The following is a 22,722-nucleotide window of genomic DNA, read 5'->3' as shown; positions in this document are numbered from 1 at the left end:
ATAGAAAAGAGTTAAGGAGGTAATATTATGGACAGGCTTAAGGATAAGGTTGTTATTGTTACAGGAGGAGCAGGAGGCATTGGGCTAGGTATGTCCAAGGCGATGGCTAAAGAAGGAGCAATAATAGCAATTGTTGATGTGAACGAAGAAGCTGGTCAAGCAAGTCTAAAAGTACTTCAGGAAATATCACCTAAATCAATGTTTTTAAAGGCAAACTTAATGGATAGAGACAAGCTTCCTACAATTATCACTACAGTAGCAGAAGCGTACGGAAAAATAGATGTTTTAGTCAATAATGCACATGCATCTAAACAGGTGACGATTGAAGAAACAACACAAGCAGATTTAGATTTGTCATTCGGCACAGGATTTTACCCAACCTTCTATTTGATGCAGGCAGCACTTCCATATTTAAAAGAAACAAAAGGAAATGTGATTAACTTTGCATCAGGCGCTGGATTAGCTGGACACGAAACACAAGGGGCGTACGCTGCAGCAAAAGAAGCAATTCGAGGAATCTCCCGAGTGGCAGCCAATGAATGGGGTCGCTTCGGTATTAACGTAAACATTATTTCTCCTATTGCTAACTCAGAAGGTGTACAAGCATGGGCAAAAGCCCAGCCTGAATATTACGAAAATGTTCGCAGCAAAATCCCACTGGGACGCTTCGGTGATGTGGAAGAAGATATCGGTCGTGTAGCAGTTTTCTTAGCAAGCGAGGATTCTAAGTATATAACTGGTCAAACAATCATGGCAGACGGCGGATCAATAATGCTTCGCTAAATATATGAAAAAGTCAGGGTGAGTTCTTTCTCATTCTGACTTTTTAAATGCGTATTTTTATTACTCTCCGCAAGGTACCACTCCTATATGCTTGTTTCGTAAAAAAAACTAAATACTCTAGACTTACTAGGTGCACTAGACTATAGTAAATCTTCTTCTGAACTAACAGTTCCATTTGAATTGTTGTAATTCATCGTGTGATTGTCGTAAAGTAAAGCAGCATTGTAGTAAATGAACGTTAGATTGTAGTAAATTTCATTTCAAATTCACAGTCAGATTTGGATTGTAGTAATTTACTGGGTGATTGTCGTAAAGTAGAGCGGCATTGTAGTAAACGAGCGCTATACCAAATAGATCCATGAAAAAAGAAGACTAATAAATAGCCTTCTTCAAAAAATTATTTTAAGAATTTAGGATCTTCATATTTTGGATTTGGATAATCATAAAATCCTTTACCGTTTTGAATACCCAATCGTCCTTTGTCGATTAGCTCTGTTTTAAAGTATTCTGCTATTTTTGCCTTTTGCTCATTTCCTGCTTTTGCTTTTTCAAGTGCAATGTTATATGGGGTGTTTAATCCTATAATGTCTAGCACTCCGAAGGGACCTCTGTTCACACCCATACCTGCCATCCATGTTTTATCCACTGTCTCGGGATCCGCAATTCCATTTGCGACTAAATTTTGAGCGGCATCTAAAAATGGAACCAATAAGGAATTTAAAATATATCCTGGCTGTTCCTTATGGATAGGTAAAGCAATCATATTAATTGCTTTAGCAAATTCAATCACCTCTTCGAATACCTTGGTATCTGTGCCTTCATGTTTCATAATTTCAGCCGTGTTGTTTACCCAAATTCTATTTGCGAAGTGCAAATGTAAGAATTTCTTAGGACGACCTGTAAATTCAACGAGCTGACTTGGGATCATAGTGGAGGAATTTGATGCAAAGATTGTTTTCTGTGGAGCAACCTTCGATAAATTTTCATAAAATACTTTCTTAATATCCAAAATTTCCGGAACTGCTTCGATTACTAAATCCACATCCTGAACAGCCTCAGCTAAGTCTGTATGCAACGTTAAACGATCATAAGCTGTATCTACTGCTTCTTGAGTTGCTCCTAAGTCTTCTTGATAATTTGCTTTCAATCCAGTAAGTCTTTCCTTAGCCTTCTCTAATGCCTCTTCATTAATATCATATACGGATACTTTAATTCCATAAAAAGCGGTTTGAAAAGCTATTTGACTTCCCAAAACTCCACTACCAGCGACCAGAACCTTTTTAATATCCAAAACAGTTCACTCCTCTATACTCTAATAACTATTAGTTATTTTCTATTTTGTCATTATTATGTATTCGGAAATAAGAAATTTAATTGTCTATTTAGCGAAGGTTGAGCTGACGGAAAATTTTAATTACTAATTGAAAAATAAAGGAAAAAATTTTAATACATGTTAAAATTGAGTAAGAATCACAAATTGCAAAAAAGGATTATGCCCATAGAAAGGAAGAAATTAGTGGAATTGAGAATAATACGAGAAGATACTGATGAATCTAAAAAAAATATTAATGAACGATTGTATTATTTTAATCTAGCACACTTTCCTGAGGATTTGAGAGGGAGATATGAGGAAGTTAACTTATTTATAAAGGATGAAAAGGATCAAGTACTAGGAGGAATAATGGGAGAAATATGCTGGAATTGGCTAGAAATTCATGTTTTGATAATGGACGAATCGCTACGTAAGAACGGGTATGGTTCAAAGTTGTTGATGAAAGCAGAGGAAATAGCTAAGGAAAGAAAATGTGACTTCATTAAACTGGATACTTTAAGCTTTCAGGCGTTAGAGTTTTATAAAAAACATGGGTATGAAGTGTATGGAACTCTGCCTAACGTTGGTCGGGACTTTGACCATTATTACATGAAAAAAGATTTAATGTATTAAAATAGATAGGGGTAATTTAATGAACATGGAAACTATACATATGCTCGATATAGCATACTGTGATACATTTTCAAGAAGAATAGATACATCATGGGGGGTTCTATTTTGTAACGAGAATCAGCCTGACTATTATGATGCTAATCATGCAAGGATAATGACTGCTTGCGACAATTCACATGAAGTAGCAGAAGAAGTCATTCACTTTTTTCAGTCCAAAGATATTGTACCAAGGTTCTACATTTATGACCTAGAAAATCAGCAAAATCTATTGTCCGAATTAGAATCTAGAAATTTTAAATATGAAGAATTGATTAGCCCTGTACAATTATGGAATAACAAAGTTATTGATATCCCCACTGACCCCAAGGTGACGATTGAAAAAGTGACAAAAGAAAACTACCAAGAAGCGATCGAGATAGAGGGTAGTATTAAAGAGTTCGGTGGCCTAGAAGTAATGGAAAAGGTTTTTGAGGAGCAATTTAATCACCCAGCATTTACTCATTATCTCCTTCGTTATGATGGGGTAGCCTGCTCTACGGCTTGTATTTTTGAAGACGGCAATCAAGCTAGAATGGAAAGTGTAGCAACATTGGAAGCATATAGGGGAAAAGGATTAATTGGACAAATCATTCATTATATTCAGCTAGAAGTTACAAAAAAGGGAATTGAAAAGCTATGGGTTTTCCCTATAAATGAAGCCATCGAAAAGGTCTATCAAAAATATGGTTTTGAGACAGTACATAAAGCAGTAGCAGGGCATGCATTTTTAAGCGGAAAAAGTATTAAAGAAATTCAAAGTTAATCTTCATGATAGCTTGGTTCGTATTAATCGAACTAAGATTTTATTTTTAAATCTATTTCATATAAGTAGATTTGAACTATAGCTATCCTAAATGCAAAAAATATTTAATAAGTAAATGAGGTTGTTAAAAATGAAATATGCCCGATTTTTATATTTTAGTATAGTATTTATATTTATATTGTTATTTATAAATTTATATATTCTTGCTGAACCATTCCACCATATCGTTTTTATGATAGTAGGTATAACTTTTATTATATCTTCCTTTGTATATTATAAATATCTAGAAAAGAGTTAAAACGGCTTAATTAGCTATTCTTCATTTAATTCCTTAAAATAATTCTCAATTACTTCGGGGAGTACTTCTGCCCGAAGGATCGTTAATTTATTTGTCCCAGGACTGGTTTCTATAAGAACTGATTCTGTACCATCATCATACTGAACTACAGTGAATTGCCGAATCATTGACGGGCTTCCTTTCTCGCTTTTTAATACGTCATATGCCTCTTCAGAAAAGTATTTTTCATAGCCCTGCTCCAACAAATGGTGAACACTCGTGAATTCTTCGGAGAATCTTAACTCTTGATAAAGCTCCAAGGAATTTTCAGGCTTCATGTAGAAGTCATATAACAAGGGGCCAAAAGAAATCACAACTATTAGCAATATCACGATTACTTGAATGATTGGTTTCCTCATATCACTTTCCTCCCTTTAGAAATGCTAAAAGAAACACTGTTCGTAGATGTGAATTTATATGATTATACCATGTGAATTATAAATGGGGTATATTTCCAAAAATGAAGCAATCGGATTGTCTCGAGTTTAAAGAGTAGTTTATTTACAAAAAATATATGAAGGATTAGATGAGGATGTATAAGCCAGGAATGGTTTCCATTTAGGTTGACAATATCAAAATGAGAACTTGTTAGATGGCTACGTGGATGTAACTTATAATGAGGATACCACGCAGCTAGCGACTTTGTATTCGTAATTACTACTAGGTACGAATAAAAGGAGTAAACTATTTGTATTTAATTTTGACTTTTCGTTTGACTTTTTTAATTCCAAATATTACAATCAAATTAAGGTTAACGAATTGTTAATCAAAAACCTTTGGAAAAGATTTTTTTCTTCAGAAGGAGTGATAAACATGTCTAACGAAGAAGCACTAAAGCAGTATGATATCAAAAAATATAAAACACCGGACGGCTATACATCAGATATCGCAGTTTTTACAATAGTTGCAGAGAACAAGGAAGAGCATAAGCCACCTATCATGTCTCTGAAGCTAATGCTGATCCAGCGGGCCTTACAAAACGCTGAAGGCGATACAAATATAGAGGCAGGAAAATGGGCGCTACCAGGGGGTTTTGTTCAAGAGGATGAAACGGCTTTGGAAGCAGCTAAGAGAGAGCTTGAGGAAGAAACAGGCGTTGAAAATGTGCTGATCAAACATTTCGGGGTGTACGACACACCTGGTAGAGATCCCCGTGGATGGATTATTACGAATGCTCATTACGCTATTGTTCCGATGGATTACCTTTCTAAAAGAAAGGCTGCAGATGATGCAGCAGAAGTGGAGTTATTCTCTATTGAGGAAGTATTAAATCTTCCATTAGCATTCGACCATCGGGAAATTATTACAGATGCTATTCACATGATTACAAATGATTTGCTCCAAACGACTGTTGCTAAAAACTTCTTGCCAAAACATTTCACTTATTCAGAGCTGCAAGCAGTGTTAGCAACTGTAACTGATGAACCAGGTATCCTTAGCGAGCAATCCTTTGCTAGGAAAATAAAAACGCTGCCGTTTATTCAAAAAGTGGAAGGAAAGAAAACGCAAAGAACATCTAAGTCTCCTGCTGCATTATACGAATTTTTGGAAATGGATATTGTAAAGTCTATTTACACGGCTAGATATTAATTTTTTTATTTTTATTGATTAACAATTTGTTTATTAAAATAACATTTAGGAGGAAATGAAAATGAAAGCACTTATTAACATTGATTACACGAATGACTTCGTTGCGACGGATGGTGCATTGACATGCGGAAAGCCCGGGCAAGACATTGAGCAAGAGATCACTCGACTAACAGAATCTTTTATCAAGGAAAATCAGTACGTAGTGTTTGCAATAGACGTACATCATTTAAATGATCCGTATCATCCGGAAACCAAATTGTTCCCTGCTCACAATTTAGAAGGAACAGAAGGTCGTAAATTATACGGTAGCCTGCAGGAGATATACGAATCGTCTAAAGAGAGCAAGCAAGTATATTGGATGGACAAAACAAGATATTCAGCTTTCGCAGGAACGGATTTAGAGATAAAGCTACGCGAAAGAGGAATTACCGAGGTTCATTTAGTTGGAGTATGTACGGATATTTGTGTGCTTCATACTGCAGTGGATGCATACAACAAAGGATTTAAAGTCATTGTGCACAAGGATGCAGTCGCTAGTTTCAATCAAGTAGGACATGACTGGGCTCTAGGTCATTTCCAAGGGTCTATAGGGGCAGAGGTTATTTAATCGAAATTTAGACTGGGAGGTTTGTACAATGGAACGATTATATAAAGACGATAGCTTAGCTCTTCATACGGACCTGTATCAAATTAATATGGCCCAAACGTATTGGAGAGATGGATTTCATAATCAAAAATCGGTGTTCGAGGTTTATTTTCGTAAGTTACCATTTGGGAATGGCTATGCTATTTTTGCTGGTCTGGAGAGAGTGATCGAATTTATCAACAACTTCCATTTCTCTGAGACAGATATCGATTATTTAAGAGACCAAGGCTATGAAGAGGAATACTTAGATTACTTAAAGAGTATTCGATTTACTGGTACATTACGAAGCCTTAAAGAAGGCGAGCTAGTTTTCCCGAATGAGCCAATTATGCGTATAGAGGCACCACTGGCCGAGGCACAGCTGGTTGAAACACCTATCTTAAATATTATTAACTTCCAAACGCTTATTGCAACCAAGGCAGCACGTATTAAACAAGTGGTTGGAGAAGATATAACATTGGAGTTTGGGACGCGTAGGGCACAGGAAATGGATGCGGCTATTTGGGGTACAAGAGCTGCTTATATTGCAGGGTTCGATGGAACTTCGAATGTGAGAGCTGGAAAACTGTTTGGTATTCCAATTGCAGGCACCCACGCACATTCATTGGTTCAGGCTTATATCGACGAATATACAGCGTTCACCAAGTATGCAGAGAGTCATAAGGATTGTGTGTTTTTAGTAGATACGTACGATACATTGAGATCTGGTGTGCCCAATGCAATCCGAGTAGCGAAGGAACAAGGAGATAAGATTAATTTTAAGGGTATCCGATTAGACAGCGGAGATTTGGCCTACTTATCTAAAGAAGCTAGAAAAATGCTAGATGAAGCAGGATTTAAAGATACCAAAATATCTGCCTCGAATGATTTAGACGAGGCGACGATTCTTAACCTGAAGGCGCAAGGGGCCAAAATTGATATGTGGGGAATCGGGACGAAGCTGATTACCGCCTATGACCAACCTGCCCTAGGAGCAGTTTACAAAATCGTGTCTATAGAGGGAACGGACGGGGAGATGGTAGATACCATCAAAATAAGTGCAAATCCTGAAAAGGTTTCGACACCTGGTCTGAAAAAGGTTTACCGAATCATTAATCGGAACAATGGGAAATCGGAAGGGGACTACATTGCTTTAGAAACCGAAGAGCCACAAAAAGAAGAGCGATTAAAGATGTTCCACCCGGTTCATACATTTATAAGCAAGTTTGTTACTAATTTTGAAGCAAGAGAACTACACCATACGATTTTTGAAAACGGCAAGCTTACGTATCAAACTCCTTCTATATTAGAGATTCGAGAAAATGTTCAAGAAAATCTAGAGCTACTTTGGGATGAATATAAGCGCCCGTTAAATCCAGAAGAGTATCCGGTAGATCTGAGCCAAAAATGCTGGGATAACAAGATGAATCGTATCGCAGAAATAAAAGAAAAGACACAGCAAATGATGAAACAGAAAAAATAGCTTATAGGAGGAGTTAATATGGCTAGGATCGGAATCTATGGATCTTCCTTTGATCCCATCACGAATGTCCATTTATGGACAGCAAGCACGATTGGGCGCAGATGTCGTTTAGATAAAGTAATCTTTTTACCTTGTTCGCACAAAAGAAGAGATAAAGAGATGAATATTGCAGACAACCATCGTTGGAATATGATCTTACTCGCTATCGAAAACAATGAAAAATTCGAGGCAGATGATTATGAGATGAATCAGGAAGCCTGGAATGCAAATACGTATCAAACGATGAAGCATTTCAAAGAAAAATACCCGAATGATGAAGTATTCTTCATAATGGGAGCAGATTTACTAGTTGATATAGGTGCAGGTAAATGGAAAAACGGTGAAGATTTAGTGAAGGAAAATAAATTTATTGTCATGGCAAGGGACGGAATTGATATGCTAAAGGTAATCAGCAAGTCCCCTATCTTAAGAAACAACGATGAAGGATTTCACCTCATAGACAAGGGCCTAGCAATGGAAATCAGTTCCTCCTATATTAGAGATGAATTTGCAATGGGTGGAGAGCCAAGATATCTTCTTCCAGATAAATGTTATGAGTACATCCTAGCAAATGCACTTTATCAAAGAAAATAAACGAAGGCGCCTAGTTTAGTACTTAAACATAGGCGCTTCTTTAAACTACTGCTAAGCATTTTGTTGAATGTAAGTGTAGATTGAAATGGTAAAAATGGTATTTATTCATTTAAGTAGTTTAAGTAATTTATCCGAACAGTTGAAAGGAGAACAAGGAATGCGCTCTCATGAGGAATTAGAGGAGCAACTAATAGCATTTATCAAGCAAATGCCAACTATGAAGAATAAAGCAGAATTAATAGAAGCAATAGAAAGTATTTATAATATAGATATAAACACTTTTCAAAATCTACTAGAAAAGAGCTATAAGGAGTTTGAGAATTGGTTAAATACACTGTTAAGTAAAGAAAAAATACCAAAAGAAATAGTAGCTATTAATTTCGGGATATTTGATAAAAAAGAAAGCTTTCAGCTTTATATTTCGGGCTCCACGGAATGGGATGGGCATGATGATGACTGGGCAAGTAATAATGATTATTTTCCACAAGGCAGATATGCTGAAATAACAGCTTATAAAACGTTGTACCATTTATACGAAGAGCAGTTCTACTTAGGTTTATTTTTAACTCTTGCTTCTACAATCATTTTTACAAATACATATTTACAATCTAGTATTTCAAATTTCCCAAGAAACATAGTGTTTGCGACTGGATTTGATGATGGCGATCTATACAATTTTTGTGAAAAACATGATAGTACCATGGTTCCTCTCATTTTTCGGTAAATAAAGATGGAGACATATTTCTCCATCTTTTCTTAGAGAGTTCAAAATACTATGTAAAAGATATTAGGGACCTTATAGTGTTACAAATTATAAACTTATAAAATTAGGAGAAATGAACTCATGATAAGAATGCACAATTTACCTGAAAACATCAAAGAAGCCTTAAAACCTTACTATAATAAAGATGAAAAACCAGATGTTTTTCCTGCGAAGTTCTCATTTAAAGGAGAGCTTTATTACTATTTTACATTTGCTCCTGCAGCTGAACAGGTGATTTTACGCAACGATGGAAGCGCTCCTTACTTCGAGGAGATAAAGGAAGAGGCGCTACTAGCAAACAATTTTAATGTTTGTATTGAGAAATTTGTACATATTGGAGCTGGATGGGCAACTGCAAACAGGCTAGGTAACTATGAAAACTATAAAAACATACTTACCCAAATTAAAAGGAAATTAGGTCCATTCCCGGAGGATGTACAAAAAGCATATGATGTAGTCAAGCATGTCCCCGATATAATTATAGAAAATCAACATCAAATAGTAGATGCCGTGAAAAAGGCGGATGAGTTGTGGAAAGTAGCAAGTGATATAGAGCTGGTTACCGATCAGGATGAAGAAAAAATGGAGTCCTATTTAGTTGAAATGATTCAGGCACAGGTTAGACAAAATGATATTCAAATGAAAACAGATGAGGAAAGAAGGATAATTAGTGAATTTGTTTCCTTAAAAAAATGGGTTAACTTACACGCATTTATATTATCCATCAGGCTAAGACCCTTTGATAAATACATGTTTAGTCGTAATCATGAGGATGCGGACGAATGGGCTGAGCTTAGAGACATGGCGCTATATAGTAATCGTAAAGCAGAGGAAGTAAAGGATCATCATTTGGTTTTCGATAGCCTAAGAAATCCTAGATTAAAGAGTGAAGGTATTTAGATGAGAGGAAAAATAAAATATTGTTATGTTTACCCTATCGTTCTAAGTGTTTTAAACATGTTAAGAACGATAGGGATTTTTTAAAGTTTACAGAGCAACATTGAGGAAGATAAAGTGATTATTCTCGTGCCAGAAAAGTGTATTCATGACACAAAATAGCAAAACAGTCTCTAGTACAGAATAATCTACTACTATATAATATATGATGCATGAAAGATCAATTGGAACGGAGAAAAATTATTGACACACATTCTAGTAGTAACATTAGCGGGCATAATAAGCTTGTTTCTTAGTTTATATATACGAGTTAAAGCGAAAGATGCTCCGGGAGTAAAGCCGTATATTTTAGTTACCATATTGTCATCGATTTTCACATTTGCTTATGCCTTTGAATTAGCAAGCTCGACCTTAAAAGAAATGAAGTTTTGGCTTGAAGTTGAGTACCTTGCCATGCCATTCATTCCTGTATTTGTTCTATTTATGTGTATGGAGTATGTAGGACGCAAGATTAAAACATGGAACTATGCTATTTTCATCATTCCCATCACTACGATATTTATGATGCAAACGAATGATCTTCATCATCTTTATTATAAATCGATGAAAATAAATAGAGATGGTCCATTCCCGTTATTAGAGCTAGAATGGGGCCCATGGTTTAACGTCCATGCTATTTTTCTGTTTATATGCTTAATTTTGTCAGTCTTTATATTGCTTAGGGAATACCGTAAATCTTTACTTTTGTTTCGTATGCAAACTTTATTGATGGTGGCAGGTTTTATTACGCCTATAATAGCTAATTACTTTTATTTAAATGATTGGAGTGAAGGAATAGATCTTGGTCCGATTTCTTTAAGTATTGCCTTTACGTTCCACGGGGTAGCTCTTATATCCTTACAAATGTTCAATGTCGCTCCCATTGCTAGGGATAGTGTATTTGAAAGCCTGAAGGAGGGAGTGCTTGTTTTAAATCAAAACAAGGTGATCGTGGATTATAATAAAGCAGCACTCATTGTAATTCCAACTTTAAGTGGTCATCATATTGGTAAACCAATTGCAGAGATTCTCGCTGAAAATCCCGAACTTATAGAGAAACTAGATGAAGAAATAGAGTCTGACTATACTAGCTTACTAGATGAGCAAGTTACACACTTTCGAATAAATTTTACAGAAGTGATGAATAAAAGTGGGTTACGTGTCGGTAAAATTATTACCTTTATTAATGTTACGGAAAAAGTACAGATGGAAGAAAAATTAAAACAATTGGCAAGCATAGATGGGCTTACCCAGGTATTAAACCGTACATTCTTTATGAAAAAAACGGAAGTAATATTTGATGATATATCGATAGATGGAGGTAATATTTCTATTGTCATGTTTGATATAGACCATTTTAAAAGAGTAAATGACACTTATGGACACGAGGCAGGAGATGTAATCTTAACTAGTGTCACAAGCATAGTAAAGAAAAAATTACGCTCCACAGACTATATGGGTCGCTACGGAGGAGAAGAGTTCATTATTTGTATGCCTGATACTTCTTTGATAGAGGCTGCTAATAGAGCAAATATAATTCGACAAGAAGTGGAAGATAGCTTAGTCGCATTTTATAATGAAGAAATACAAGTAACATCAAGTTTCGGGATCTCTCATGCTCTTCTGGAAGTAGGAGAGGATAGATATTCCATTCAACAGCTAATTAGAGAAGCTGACCAAGCGTTATATACTGCAAAAAATAAAGGTAGGAACTGTGTGGCATTATATAATGCTGACGAACTGTTACTTCAAATCTAATAAAGACAAGTGAGTAAACAGGTGATCTGTTTACTCTTTTTTTAAATGAGAATAAAGACTTAGGAGTACTTAATGCAATAGACTTATTTTTTCTAGATAATAGTAATCCTTATGAATTGTTTTAATGATTTAATTCATTTCATTCTTTACCTTTCTTTATAATAAATGGAATATTATAGATAAAAAGAGATTACTGCAGGAGGAGAAAGTATGCCTAGTTCTAGGGGAATATTGTATAATAATGAAAACCGGCAATCCTTCCTATCATCGAGCATTTGGAGTGGTTGCCTATGAAAATATTAGACGTAGATTTACTTCAAGATGGATTGAAACGAAATAAAGCTATGCTTGAGCGCCTGAGAAATGAGACAGAGAATATCGAAAGAACGGTAAGTGGCTTAGTTGAAATGGACGAGCTGTTGAAGGGAGCGGGAGGCAATGCCATCCGTGACTTCTATGCAGAGTGTCACCTGCCCTTTCTCCAATTCTTCCAGCTGTTCTCCGTCACTTATCTTCAGACGCTAGAGCAAATGGAATCTGCCCTCCAATCTCTGGAGCCAGATCCAGCCGGATACATAAGGCAAGAGTTTTTAGAAGGGGAGCTGGAGCAGGGCCTAACACTGATTGGCAATCTGACAGAAGCCCTCACGAATGAGGCGAACAGTATCATGGACAGTGTCAGTGATATCGTGGCCCTGCCTCATCTCGATGACAGTGCAGTCCAGGAAGGCGTCATTACTTCCAAAAAGAAACGGGATGACACTGTACAAAAGTTGAACGAGTTCGATTACTCTCAGACCGTGTCATTGAATCCTGTGGAACAGGATATCCAGACAATGGACACATGGCTAACGGATATAGACGGAATGTTTCAAAGTGGTCTAACCGATGTCCATTTTCAGCCGAGTCGCTGGGGGATCTTGGCTTCGAGAAATACTTTGAAAATGGAGCTGGAGACACGTACCTCACGGATTCCAGGAGACACCGCTGTCCAACCAAATAATTATGACTTGACGACCATGTTTTCCACTTTTTTATCAGGGGCAAGCCCCATCCAATTTGGGTACGGAGGATTTATACGAAAACCAACCGTTTTATATGGTCCTAGTATTTTAGGTTTTGCTAGTCTTCCTACTCATTCCACCACAAAAAATATAAATGAAAATGTGAAAGATGAATCGAATGAACTGGACGAAATTTATGCAGCGATTTTAAAAAGTAATCCAGAATTGGCAGTAGACAATCCTTCTACTCCTCAAACGTATTCCGCGAATGAACCTATTACCTATGAGGGAATGAGGAAAGTGCTAGGTGGAAATGGATCCGGAACTCCGGATGGATTATTTGCCATGGGAGTAGGTTTGAGTATAGCTGCTAAAAAGGGTGGAGAAATCGCGGCAGATGAGTTTCTCTTAAATGATATTGAAACCCTAAGGGACCCTAATGCTTCTAAAACAGACAAGGGAATCGCTCTTTTTTCTTTAACGCCTATGGGGAAATTAAAAAAAGCCGCTGAAGTGATAGAGGAAGGGAAGGACTTATTAGAGCATGTCATTGAGGTCCAAAAGAAAGCGGAGAAAGCAAAGGATACGGCAAAGGATGCTAAAAAATCCGTGGAGGATGTTACAGGAATAGGCAAAAATCCAAATGGTAAAATTACTTACCCAAGCAAACCGCATACCAATAAAACACCTGGACATTGGGAAGCAATGGTTGATAAAGCAGAGGAATTAGCTATGCAAGACAATATAAGTAAAGTTTATCTAAATAAAGGACTGTCGAATGAAATACCTGGCATAAGACCAAACCGTAGACCAGATATAATGGTGGTTAGAAAAGACGGAAAAATTGATCAGTATGAAGTTCCAAGTAAAACTGACAATATTTATGATTTAAGAAAAAGAATGATAGATAATCAAAAGTTACTTGGAGAAAAAGCGGGAGATATTTATATTCTTCCACCTAAATAACTGAATAGGAGTGATTAAATTGCAAAACCATATTACAACCTCAATAGTTTTATATGGAAAAATAGATCAAAATTATTCAAATAACTGGAGTGCGTTTTATAATAATGCAAAAGAGTTTACAACCAAATTAGGATTTAGTCCTACTCATATTGGTATATTTGGTCAATCATTTAAAACAGGGAAAATTAAGGATATAAATAAAATTGAGAAGAAACTAGGTAAATCTTTAGAAAAGAAGGAAGAAACTCTTGCCATTTCCATTTATTCTTTACCAGAGAATTTTAGTTCAGCTGCGTTTGATTATGAAGTATATATAAGTTTAGAAAACTTAGATGACAACGACTATATGTTAATTGCCACATTTAAAGATGAAATATATAATTTGGTAGATGAAAGGGAGTTTATTGAACAATTTAGTAAGTATATAAAGTTTGAGGCAGGGCAAATTTTTAAATTGTCTAATCTCGAAAGTCCTCAGATTTATGCTTCTAAAGCAAATTCATTCCAGGCTTTTAAAACATTAGAAATACTAAAAGATTTTTCTTTAAAATGAAATTCATTGAAAACCTCGGGTCGTTAGAAAAGGAATATTCAAAAATAAATAGTTCAACAAATACCTTGATTGGTTAACCCTTTCAAGGTTTTATTGATATATCAAAATTGAAGTCAAGAATTCATTTGATAAACAAATAAATTGTTTGCAGTTAATATAGTGAAATTACTAATTAATTATTCAATCGTGTTATCATGGCCCTGCCTCATCTCGATGACAGTGCAGTTCAGGAAGGGGTCATTACTTCCAAAAAGAAACGGGATGACACCGTTCAACAGTTAAATGAGTTCGATTACTCTCAGACCGTGTCATTGAATCCTGTGGAACAGGATCTACGGGTCCTGCAAGACTGCCTTATAGAAATGGAGGGACTCTTCCAAAACGGGTTGTCCGATATCCACTTTCAGACGTCACAGTGGAGTGTGAACCCTGCAAGAAAGAGGCTGGTATGGGATCTTGCAACCCGTGAATCGACTCTTCCATTGTTAAAAAAGTACCCTTTAACCGAGGAACTATCCAGCATGCTCCAAACTTATCTCCAAAGGGTGTCACCCATCTCGTTTGGACTTAGTGGGCAGGTTTCAAGACCAAATGTGTTTATGGGTCCTGCAGTCAACCATAGTAACGGTAATCCTCTCCATTTGAATTTCTGGAAGAACAACCTGATTTCATCCATGGAACAGCTTATTAGCGCCAAAGAGGTGCAAATACTCATCAATCAAGCAGTGAATGTAAAAAAAGTTACCGATGAATATGGTAGCTTTTCAGAAGAAAGTGTGATTGAGGGAACTTATTATACATTACCGGATGGGAAGATTATACGTCAATATTATGGTCGGACAGGTGCCCAACAGTATAAATATGTTCAGAATATTCCGGAAGAACGAATCGGCAGTGGAAAAACGTTAGAAGACATATTCCCTCCCATAACAAAGATAGAAGAATTTTTAATAGGGGACATCATCGCCATGTCAGAGGACCCTTCATCGGAATCCGTTGCGGAAGCCGCATTATTCACCGTTTTCAAGCCATTTAAAATGGTGGATAAGGTTAGTGATGTTATTAAAGATGGGAAAAAGAAGATAGAAAAGATTGAGGATAAGGGGAAAGGTAATGGTGTCCCTTCATATGGAAAAAACTCAGTACCTATTGGTCCTTATAGAGAAGTAAATGGATTTCCAGCTAAAGTAAAGCCAGGTTCTCAAGAGAAACATATTCCTAATACTCCAAATTACAAACAAGAACTAGCAAATGGAAAAATTAAGAGTATCTTCTATGGGGATAATAAAAAAGCACAAGTATTGCTTGATAAGTACGCTGGAAAAGGTCAGCTACTACCAAATGGTAAAAAAGAAAGAGTAGACTTTAGTGAAACAATTGGGAAATATTATGATGTCGATACTGGCGAATACCTTGAGACTACTAGAGGAATAATTCATTATGGAAAAGATGGTGCACATATAGTGCCTTCTGAACCACTTAAATAATAAAACAAGGAGAAATTATATGGAATATGATTCTTTGGTAAAAACCATAAAAGAACACAAGGATAGTAATCTGATAATAGAGTGGGATAGCGGGTTAAAGATTATTGGTGAACCAGACACACTCTTTGAAACAGACAATGGATTGGATGATGATGATATAAATTATACCGAATATTATGCAATTACATTTCAAGTTGGTGACATTTTAGCTCATCCTTCTAGTAAAGAAGGTAGTTTATATAGTTGGTTAATACAAGGGAAAGGTTCATTAATAGAAATATCACTTTACGATAATCCACCAAGTCAGATCTTTTTGAGTGATGGACAAAGTGTATGGAAACGGGATATTCCAAAATAAATTACTGTTTAATCAATTACCTTGATTGGCTAAAGCCTGTCAAGGTTTTATTGATATATCAAAATTGAAGTCAAGAATTCAATTGATAAACAAATAAATTATTTGCAGTTAATATAGTGAAATTTACTAATTAATTATTCAATCGTGATATTGTGTCCCTACCCCATTTCGATGACAGTTCAGTCCAGGAAGGAGTCATTACTTCCAAAAAGAAACGGGATGACACTGTACAAAAGTTGAACGAGTTCGATTACTCTCAGACCGTATCATTGAATCCTGTGGAACAGGACATTCAGACGATGGACACATGGCTAACGGATTTAGAAGGAATGTTTCAAAGTGGCCTGACAGATGTCCATTTTCAGTCGAGTCACTGGGGGATCTTGGCTTCGAGAAATACTTTGAAAATGGAGCTGGAGGCACGTACTTCACGGATTCAAGGAGACACCACCCTCCAACCCAAAAATCATGACTTGACGACCATGTTTTACACTTTTTTAACAGGGGCAAGCCCCCTCCAATTTGGCTACAGGGGATTCATCCAAAAACCAAATGTTTTATATGGTCCTAGTATTCTAGGTTTTGCTAGTCTTCCTACTCATTCGACCACAAAAAATATAAATGAAAATGTGAAAGATGAATCGAATGAACTGGACGAAATTTATGCAGCGATTTTAAAAAGTAATCCAGAATTGGCAACAGATAGCCCTTCAACTCCTCAAACATATTACGCTAATGAACCTATTACCTATGAGGGAATGAGGAAAGTGCTAGGTGGAAATGGATCCGGAACTCCGGATGGGTTATTTGCCATGGGAGTAGGTTTGAGTATAGCTTCTAAAAAGGGTGGAGAAATCGCGGCAGATGAGTTTCTCTTAAATGATATTGAAACCCTAAGGGACCCTAATGCTTCTAAAACAGACAAGGGAATCGCTCTTTTTTCTTTAACGCCTATGGGGAAATTAAAAAAAGCCGCTGAAGGGATAGAGGAAGGGAAGGACTTTTTAGAGCATGTCATTGATGCTCAAAAGAAGGCCGAGAAAGCAAAGGATACGGCAAAGGATGCTAAAAAATCCGTGGAGGATGTTGAGATTGAGACTAAGGGTACGGGTAAATTTATCAGTAGCGCCGATGATGTTGTATTTAAACAAAGCTCAATAGATAAGGCTTTCAGTAAACACAGAAAAGATTTTGGAAGTTATCCTGATGGTAGTAAATCTAGTGTGGAATTATTCAAAAATGATGTTTCAGAGCTGATTAATACTGGAGTTCGAAAACAAGGAAAATATAGAAACGTTGAAGGAACGCATATTTATAACGAAGATAATAAACAATGGACTTTTATTAACTCAGATGGAACTATGAATACAGCATTTAAATTAAGTGACTCACAATACAAATATTTAATTGACAAAGGAGTTGTAAAATAGTGAGATTAGTTAACACCTACCTCTCAGAACATGAATTAAAGAAAGAAGAAATTGAAGTGATTTGCAATATATTTAAGAAACAATATGATGAAAATATAGAAGTAAATAGCTATAAATATGATGATCGTAAATATTATGAAACTGATATTGATATAATTGACATAGAATTTCTAAAGGAGAGTATTTATAAAGAAATTGATAAGTTGATTAAGGTTCATGAAATGGTTATTCAATTAGTTAACCAAAATGTAGAAATAATTGTAGCTAATGATGATACAGATACGGAAATCCAAGTATTTGAAAAAAATTGGAATGATATATCAGGATTTGGATTATTTATTACTTCAAGAAAAATTCAAGATGTTGAACCCTATTATACTTCTGATATTTGTAACGCATATTTGAATTTTGAAAATGTTAGCTTTGGAGTAATGTTCGAATAATGTTTATTATGTAGAAGGGGAAGTTGTATAATTGACTATGAAAATTTATTATTGTGACGAATGGTCGGACATTAAAAAGAAGCCTTGGAACATAATTGATGACCGTACTGCATACACATACCATCAAAAACAAGAACCATATACGGCGGTATTAGTAGAGGATGAGAAACCTAAGTATATTGTAAATGTTACAAATGATTGGGTATCGGTTGGGTTTTATGATGACCTGATTCGTAAGTATTTAAATTATGATTTTGAAGTTATGAGTGATGGTAAGATTTTTTTAAGAACAGCTATGTATTGGGAATATGATGATGAAACTGACACGGAAGTAAGTACCTTGATTTTAGGCTTCCGAGAAGATGGTTATATAGCAATGGAAAAGAGAGATTTAAATACCGGTTCAGTCGAGGAGCGCGAAACTAGCGATACCCTTGAAAGAAACTGGGATGTATTTCCTGGATTTGGTCATTACAATCATTTGTGCAAAGAGGAAAGGTAACGTGTTTAGAGCACTCTAGTGCCTAAACTAGTTATACGAAAGGGTTTTACGTATAGGCACATAAAGCAAGTGAACTAAAATACAATTAAAATATTTAAGATGGACAAAAAGAGCAATGATCCGTTTAAAAATAGAGACTCCATGAAGGTACTGCCATCATGGAGTTTTATTTTGTATAGGAATAATAAGAAAAGTACGTGAATTGGGTGATTTGACATTTTACATGGTGTGGGGACTTATGACACTGCAAAACCTATAAACTAAAGACAATGGGTAAGCTCGTAATTTAAAGTGAAGATTTATGAGTGGGACAATAAGAATGTGATATGGTTTGTAATTTTACTAGAGAAGGTCGTAGACGAGTAAGAATGAGTTTAGAAAGTTATTTTCACTTCCAAAAAGAAGCGGGATGACACCGTTCAAAAGTTGAACGAGTTCGATTACTCTCAGACCGTGTCATTGAATCCTGTGGAACAGGACATCCAGACGATGGACACATGGCTAACGGATTTAGAAGGAATGTTTCAAAGTGGCCTGACAGATGTCCATTTTCAGTCGAGTCACTGGGGGATCTTGGCTTCGAGAAATACTTTGAAAATGGAGCTGGAGGCACGTACTTCACGGATTCCAGGAGACACCACCGTCCAACCAAAAAATCATGACTTGACGACCATGTTTTACACTTTTTTAACAGGGGCAAGCCCCCTCCAATTTGGCTACAGGGGATTCATCCAAAAACCAAACGTTTTATATGGTCCTAGTATTCTAGGTTTTGCTAGTCTCCCTACTCATTCACCCACAAAAAATATAAATGAAAATATGGAACATGAGACGAGTGAATTGGACGAAATTTACGCAGCAATTTTAAAAAGTAATCCAGAATTGGCGGTAGATAGTCCTTCTACTCCTCAAACATATTCCGCGAATGAACCTATTACCTATGAGGGAATGAGGAAAGTGCTAGGTGGAAACGGATCCGGAACTCCGGATGGATTGTTTGCCATGGGAGTAGGTTTGAGTATAGCTGCTAAAAAGGGTGGAGAAATCGCAGCAGATGAGCTATTTTTAAATGATTTTCAAACGTTGAAGGACCCAAATGCTTCGAGAATAGATAAAAGTATAGCACTTTTTTCTCTTACACCAATGGGGAAATTAAAAAAAGCCGCTGAAGGGGTAGAGGAAGGGAAGGATTTTGTAGAACAGGTCATTGATGCACAAAAGAAGGCGGAAAAAGCAAAGGATGCTAAAAAATCTGTGGGGGATGTTGAATCTAGTAATACAATCAATGACATCAAAACTGATATAAACTCAAAATTTGATGGTTTTGATTTGAATCAAGCTTCAAATAAACAAAAGGGCAATTATGGGGAATACAAAGCATATGATAATCTTGTAAATAATGAAAGTCTGAAACAAGCTGGTTACGATTTGGAGCGTATCGGAAATGTAGTACCAACTTCTCCGAATGATAAAATAATTAAAGGAATTGATGGATTATATAAAAAAATAATAATACTAATAGTGCTATAAAGTATGTTATTGACGAAGCAAAATTTGGTACTTCACAATTAGGAACAACCAAACTAGATGGTCCGCAAATGTCGAATGATTGGTTGTTAGGTATGGGTTCGGGAAAAAGCAGAATAATAAAAGCGGTGAATGGAAATGAGAAATTAGCAACAGAAATTTCGGATGCATTAGAAAATGGTCAAATCGAAAGAGTTTTATCCAAAGTTAATTCAAAAGGAGAGACACTTACATTTCGTTTGGATACAGAGGGGGAAATTGTAGGAACTTGGCCATAATTGAAAACATAACAAGAGGTGGGATTTAATGAGGGATTTTTTATGTGATTTAGAATATTTAAAAGAAACCATTGACTTTAAAGAGAAATTAATTAAAGAAAAAAATAACAAAATAGAAAGAATAAAACAAGATGTAAAAGAAAATATTCAAAGATACCCATTGGATAACGAACAAATTATATTTAATACGAGATCTTCTTTGTTTCAGTTATATACTGAATTGATACGGGCCAAGTACTCAATAGGGAGAGCATGTGCAGATTTAGAAGAAGATTATCTAGAAGCATTAATGATGCTAGAGTATATTGGATATAAAAAAGTACGTTATGTTAATTTTATTTGGATGGTTGCTTTAGGTATACTACTTGAAACTGACAAAGAAAACATACGTAGATTAGCAAAGATTGCAGATGGTGAACATGTAGATGATGTTCTACTGGATTACTTATTATATTCATATAAAATTGAACGAAAGATAAAATCATCACAATTTGAATTGAAGAAACCTTATTCTAAGTCATTAGAAATTATTGAGCTAAGTTTCAGAAACAAAGTGGAAGCTTCTACGAGAATAGAAAAATATATCGAAAAAGAATGGTTTCAAGGACACTATAGTTATGGATGGAAAAACTCACATAAAGAGCCAGGTTATCTTGGCTTTTGGAGTTTTGAAACTGCAGCCCTAGCAAAAATCCTTAAATTAGATGACAGTACACTAAAAGCAAATAATCATTATCCGTACGACTTAGCCCACTATAAAAAAGATATGATATTTAATATTGAACCATTAAAACAGTTAGAAAAAGATGAACCTTCATCAATGGAAGAGGATTATCATTTCGGAATCGAATGTAATCGAAATTTGGAACAAATTATACCTAGAAAATATCATCAAATGGTAAATCAAATAATTGAAGACTATGAAAATATATCCTCCTCTGAATTTTGGAACAAATATAATTTGAAAGATATCTGGTTTGAGGAAGAAGAGTTTGTTCGCGAAAAAAATACTAAAGATTTACTTGGAACATTAATCGTTTTTGCCCTCGTGGATCAAGAATATATTTTACAACTTGATTATAAAGAAAAAGTAGAAGATTATATGGATGATATACCAAATGACTGGCTAGAGCAAGAAGTGAAACTAGTAAGATTAGAAATGGATAACGATCAAGATTACTATATGTATATCCCTGTATCGGTTCAAATGAAGAATCTTTATGAGGTTAGAATAATAAATGGCTTATAAAAATCTTATTTTAGGAGTGTTAGAAAACGATTTTCTTAAACGTTTTCTAACACTCCTTCTTCTCCTTAGTTTCAAGTTCCTTCTAATCTAATAGACTGACAGATATTTAAAATACATAATAGCAGTAGTGGTTTTGTCTTAGCTTTAGAAGATAGTTCTATCCACTTTCAGACATCACAGTGGAGTGTGAACCCTGCAAAAAAGAGGCTGGTATGGGATCTTGCAACCCGTGAATCGACTCTTCCGATATTAAAAAAGTACTCTTTAACCGAGGAACTATCCAGTATGCTCCAAACTTATCTGCAAGGGGTGTCAACCATCTCGTTTGGACTTGGTGGGCAGGTTTCAAGACCAAATGTGTTTATGGGTCCTGCAGTGAATAAGAGTAACGGGAATCCTCTCCATTTGAATTTCTGGAAGAACAACCTGATTCCATCCGTGTAACAGCTGATTAGCGCCACAGAGGCGGAAACACTCATCAATGAAGCAGTGAATGTAAAAAAAGTTGCCGATGAATATGGTAGCGTTTCAGAAGAGAGCGTGATCGAAGGAACTTATTATACATTACCGGATGGGAAGATTATACGACAATATTATGGTCGGACAGGGGCCCAACAGTATAAATACGTTCAGAGTATTCCAAAAGAACGAATCGGCAGTGGCAAAACATTAGAAGATATATTCCCTCCTATAACAAAGACAGAAGAATTTTTAATAGGGGACATCATCGCCTTGTCAGAGGATCCCTCATCGGAATCCGTTGCGGAGGCTGCATTATTCACCGTTTTCAAGCCACTTAAAATGGTAGATAAGATTATTGATAGTATTAAAGATGGGGAAAAGAAGATAGAAAAGATTGAGGACAAGAGTCCAGGGAAAGCTGAGAAGAAGGAGAAAACTAAAAGTGCTAAGAGATTAAGGGAGCATTATTTAGGTAGGACACCAAGCAAAAAGTCCCGGACTGGAAGTGAAGTAATAGAAAGAATGAAGAATGAAAATCCACCAAAAATCAGAACAACACGTGGTGGTAAAACAGAGTTTAAGGATAATGAAGGAGAATGGCATGATATCAGTGAGGCAGATATGGCTCATATAACCGATGCTGTTTCGTGGTGGAATGAAGTTGGAAGACATTATGGTCCGAAGTCAAAGGAAGTAAGGGAATGGATGTTAAACTCAGATAATTATGTATTAGACCATTATAGTCTCAATCGTTCAGCAGGTGCAAAATTAGGTGAGACCTATTTGCCACCCAAAAAATAATTGGAGG

The 22,722-nt window shown here is 35.9% G+C and carries 23 protein-coding genes; 21 read left to right on the top strand and 2 right to left on the bottom strand.

Going from position 1 to position 22,722, the window contains the following annotated elements:
* The first annotated feature begins 27 nt into the window (after positions 1-27).
* On the top strand, positions 28-783 hold the full coding sequence (locus MKX96_RS12710; RefSeq protein ID WP_169358699.1) for an SDR family NAD(P)-dependent oxidoreductase: 756 nt from the start codon (positions 28-30) through the stop codon (positions 781-783).
* Positions 784-1,180: 397 nt separating this feature from the next.
* Here MKX96_RS12710 and MKX96_RS12705 read toward each other — a convergent pair whose 3' ends face one another.
* Entirely contained in the window at positions 1,181-2,074 is an 894-nt protein-coding gene (locus MKX96_RS12705) for a 3-hydroxyacyl-CoA dehydrogenase (RefSeq protein ID WP_251552839.1), read from the bottom strand.
* 225 nt (positions 2,075-2,299) lie between these two features.
* Between MKX96_RS12705 and MKX96_RS12700 the strand changes: the two genes are divergently transcribed.
* Both MKX96_RS12700 and MKX96_RS12695 read left to right on the top strand, forming a co-directional pair.
* Positions 2,300-2,728, top strand: coding sequence for a GNAT family N-acetyltransferase (locus MKX96_RS12700; RefSeq protein ID WP_445678193.1), 429 nt, complete (start codon positions 2,300-2,302; stop codon positions 2,726-2,728).
* A 19-nt stretch (positions 2,729-2,747) separates the two neighbouring features.
* Positions 2,748-3,530, top strand: a complete 783-nt coding sequence (locus tag MKX96_RS12695; RefSeq protein ID WP_251552837.1) for a GNAT family N-acetyltransferase — start codon at positions 2,748-2,750, stop codon at positions 3,528-3,530.
* 312 nt (positions 3,531-3,842) lie between these two features.
* Here MKX96_RS12695 and MKX96_RS12690 read toward each other — a convergent pair whose 3' ends face one another.
* A complete protein-coding gene (locus tag MKX96_RS12690) occupies positions 3,843-4,226 on the bottom strand; it encodes a hypothetical protein (RefSeq protein ID WP_251552836.1) in 384 nt (127 codons plus the stop codon).
* A 454-nt stretch (positions 4,227-4,680) separates the two neighbouring features.
* On the opposite strand from MKX96_RS12690, the gene MKX96_RS12685 reads away from it, so the two are divergent.
* From MKX96_RS12685 to MKX96_RS12600, 18 genes are all read left to right on the top strand, one after another.
* Complete coding sequence (locus MKX96_RS12685) at positions 4,681-5,457, top strand: NUDIX domain-containing protein (protein WP_340883886.1); 777 nt, start codon at positions 4,681-4,683, stop codon at positions 5,455-5,457.
* 55 nt (positions 5,458-5,512) lie between these two features.
* Positions 5,513-6,064, top strand: coding sequence for a cysteine hydrolase family protein (locus MKX96_RS12680; protein ID WP_340883885.1), 552 nt, complete (start codon positions 5,513-5,515; stop codon positions 6,062-6,064).
* A gap of 28 nt (positions 6,065-6,092) precedes the next feature.
* Positions 6,093-7,565, top strand: coding sequence for a nicotinate phosphoribosyltransferase (locus tag MKX96_RS12675; RefSeq protein WP_340883883.1), 1,473 nt, complete (start codon positions 6,093-6,095; stop codon positions 7,563-7,565).
* 18 nt (positions 7,566-7,583) lie between these two features.
* Positions 7,584-8,198, top strand: a complete 615-nt coding sequence (gene nadD / locus MKX96_RS12670; protein WP_340883882.1) for a nicotinate (nicotinamide) nucleotide adenylyltransferase — start codon at positions 7,584-7,586, stop codon at positions 8,196-8,198.
* 85 nt (positions 8,199-8,283) lie between these two features.
* Positions 8,284-8,922, top strand: a complete 639-nt coding sequence (locus tag MKX96_RS12665) for a hypothetical protein (RefSeq protein ID WP_340883880.1) — start codon at positions 8,284-8,286, stop codon at positions 8,920-8,922.
* Between the two features lie 120 nt (positions 8,923-9,042).
* Complete coding sequence (locus MKX96_RS12660) at positions 9,043-9,861, top strand: hypothetical protein (RefSeq protein WP_340883879.1); 819 nt, start codon at positions 9,043-9,045, stop codon at positions 9,859-9,861.
* A 240-nt stretch (positions 9,862-10,101) separates the two neighbouring features.
* Positions 10,102-11,655, top strand: a complete 1,554-nt coding sequence (locus MKX96_RS12655; protein ID WP_340883877.1) for a histidine kinase N-terminal 7TM domain-containing diguanylate cyclase — start codon at positions 10,102-10,104, stop codon at positions 11,653-11,655.
* A 290-nt stretch (positions 11,656-11,945) separates the two neighbouring features.
* Entirely contained in the window at positions 11,946-13,625 is a 1,680-nt protein-coding gene (locus MKX96_RS12650) for a ribonuclease YeeF family protein (RefSeq protein WP_340883876.1), read from the top strand.
* Between the two features lie 19 nt (positions 13,626-13,644).
* Entirely contained in the window at positions 13,645-14,178 is a 534-nt protein-coding gene (locus tag MKX96_RS12645) for a hypothetical protein (protein ID WP_169361523.1), read from the top strand.
* Positions 14,179-14,372: 194 nt separating this feature from the next.
* Positions 14,373-15,665 (top strand): polymorphic toxin type 50 domain-containing protein, encoded by a 1,293-nt coding sequence (locus MKX96_RS12640; RefSeq protein ID WP_340883875.1) that lies wholly within the window; start codon positions 14,373-14,375, stop codon positions 15,663-15,665.
* 19 nt (positions 15,666-15,684) lie between these two features.
* On the top strand, positions 15,685-16,023 hold the full coding sequence (locus MKX96_RS12635; RefSeq protein ID WP_169361525.1) for a hypothetical protein: 339 nt from the start codon (positions 15,685-15,687) through the stop codon (positions 16,021-16,023).
* A 152-nt stretch (positions 16,024-16,175) separates the two neighbouring features.
* The gene (locus tag MKX96_RS12630; protein ID WP_340883873.1) at positions 16,176-17,453 is read left to right on the top strand and encodes a T7SS effector LXG polymorphic toxin; all 1,278 of its coding nucleotides are present in this window, start codon (positions 16,176-16,178) and stop codon (positions 17,451-17,453) included.
* The gene (locus MKX96_RS12625; protein ID WP_169361521.1) at positions 17,453-17,896 is read left to right on the top strand and encodes a hypothetical protein; all 444 of its coding nucleotides are present in this window, start codon (positions 17,453-17,455) and stop codon (positions 17,894-17,896) included. The genes MKX96_RS12630 and MKX96_RS12625 overlap by 1 nt, the downstream gene beginning before the upstream one ends.
* A gap of 37 nt (positions 17,897-17,933) precedes the next feature.
* Positions 17,934-18,398, top strand: coding sequence for a hypothetical protein (locus MKX96_RS12620; protein WP_169361526.1), 465 nt, complete (start codon positions 17,934-17,936; stop codon positions 18,396-18,398).
* A gap of 384 nt (positions 18,399-18,782) precedes the next feature.
* Entirely contained in the window at positions 18,783-19,928 is a 1,146-nt protein-coding gene (locus MKX96_RS12615) for a T7SS effector LXG polymorphic toxin (RefSeq protein WP_340886027.1), read from the top strand.
* A 68-nt stretch (positions 19,929-19,996) separates the two neighbouring features.
* Positions 19,997-20,203, top strand: coding sequence for a hypothetical protein (locus tag MKX96_RS12610; protein ID WP_340883872.1), 207 nt, complete (start codon positions 19,997-19,999; stop codon positions 20,201-20,203).
* Between the two features lie 28 nt (positions 20,204-20,231).
* Positions 20,232-21,452, top strand: a complete 1,221-nt coding sequence (locus MKX96_RS12605) for a PoNe immunity protein domain-containing protein (protein WP_340883871.1) — start codon at positions 20,232-20,234, stop codon at positions 21,450-21,452.
* 489 nt (positions 21,453-21,941) lie between these two features.
* Positions 21,942-22,715, top strand: coding sequence for a GH-E family nuclease (locus MKX96_RS12600; RefSeq protein WP_340883869.1), 774 nt, complete (start codon positions 21,942-21,944; stop codon positions 22,713-22,715).
* The last annotated feature ends 7 nt before the right edge of the window (positions 22,716-22,722 follow it).

Origin of the sequence: Psychrobacillus sp. FSL W7-1493 (assembly GCF_038004905.1) — a bacterium.
Taxonomy (GTDB): Bacteria; Bacillota; Bacilli; order Bacillales_A; family Planococcaceae; genus Psychrobacillus.
This window is presented reverse-complemented; position numbering and strand designations above follow the sequence as displayed.

Coding starts and splice junctions, on each gene's coding strand:
- MKX96_RS12710 (WP_169358699.1), top strand. CDS start 28: ATGGACAGGCTTAAGGATAAGGTTGTTATTGTTACAGGAGGAGCAGGA.
- MKX96_RS12695 (WP_251552837.1), top strand. CDS start 2,748: ATGAACATGGAAACTATACATATGCTCGATATAGCATACTGTGATACA.
- MKX96_RS12690 (WP_251552836.1), bottom strand. CDS start 4,226: ATGAGGAAACCAATCATTCAAGTAATCGTGATATTGCTAATAGTTGTG.
- MKX96_RS12685 (WP_340883886.1), top strand. CDS start 4,681: ATGTCTAACGAAGAAGCACTAAAGCAGTATGATATCAAAAAATATAAA.
- MKX96_RS12680 (WP_340883885.1), top strand. CDS start 5,513: ATGAAAATGAAAGCACTTATTAACATTGATTACACGAATGACTTCGTT.
- MKX96_RS12675 (WP_340883883.1), top strand. CDS start 6,093: ATGGAACGATTATATAAAGACGATAGCTTAGCTCTTCATACGGACCTG.
- nadD (WP_340883882.1), top strand. CDS start 7,584: ATGGCTAGGATCGGAATCTATGGATCTTCCTTTGATCCCATCACGAAT.
- MKX96_RS12665 (WP_340883880.1), top strand. CDS start 8,284: ATGGTAAAAATGGTATTTATTCATTTAAGTAGTTTAAGTAATTTATCC.
- MKX96_RS12660 (WP_340883879.1), top strand. CDS start 9,043: ATGATAAGAATGCACAATTTACCTGAAAACATCAAAGAAGCCTTAAAA.
- MKX96_RS12650 (WP_340883876.1), top strand. CDS start 11,946: ATGAAAATATTAGACGTAGATTTACTTCAAGATGGATTGAAACGAAAT.
- MKX96_RS12640 (WP_340883875.1), top strand. CDS start 14,373: ATGGCCCTGCCTCATCTCGATGACAGTGCAGTTCAGGAAGGGGTCATT.
- MKX96_RS12635 (WP_169361525.1), top strand. CDS start 15,685: ATGGAATATGATTCTTTGGTAAAAACCATAAAAGAACACAAGGATAGT.
- MKX96_RS12620 (WP_169361526.1), top strand. CDS start 17,934: ATGAAAATTTATTATTGTGACGAATGGTCGGACATTAAAAAGAAGCCT.
- MKX96_RS12610 (WP_340883872.1), top strand. CDS start 19,997: ATGTCGAATGATTGGTTGTTAGGTATGGGTTCGGGAAAAAGCAGAATA.
- MKX96_RS12605 (WP_340883871.1), top strand. CDS start 20,232: ATGAGGGATTTTTTATGTGATTTAGAATATTTAAAAGAAACCATTGAC.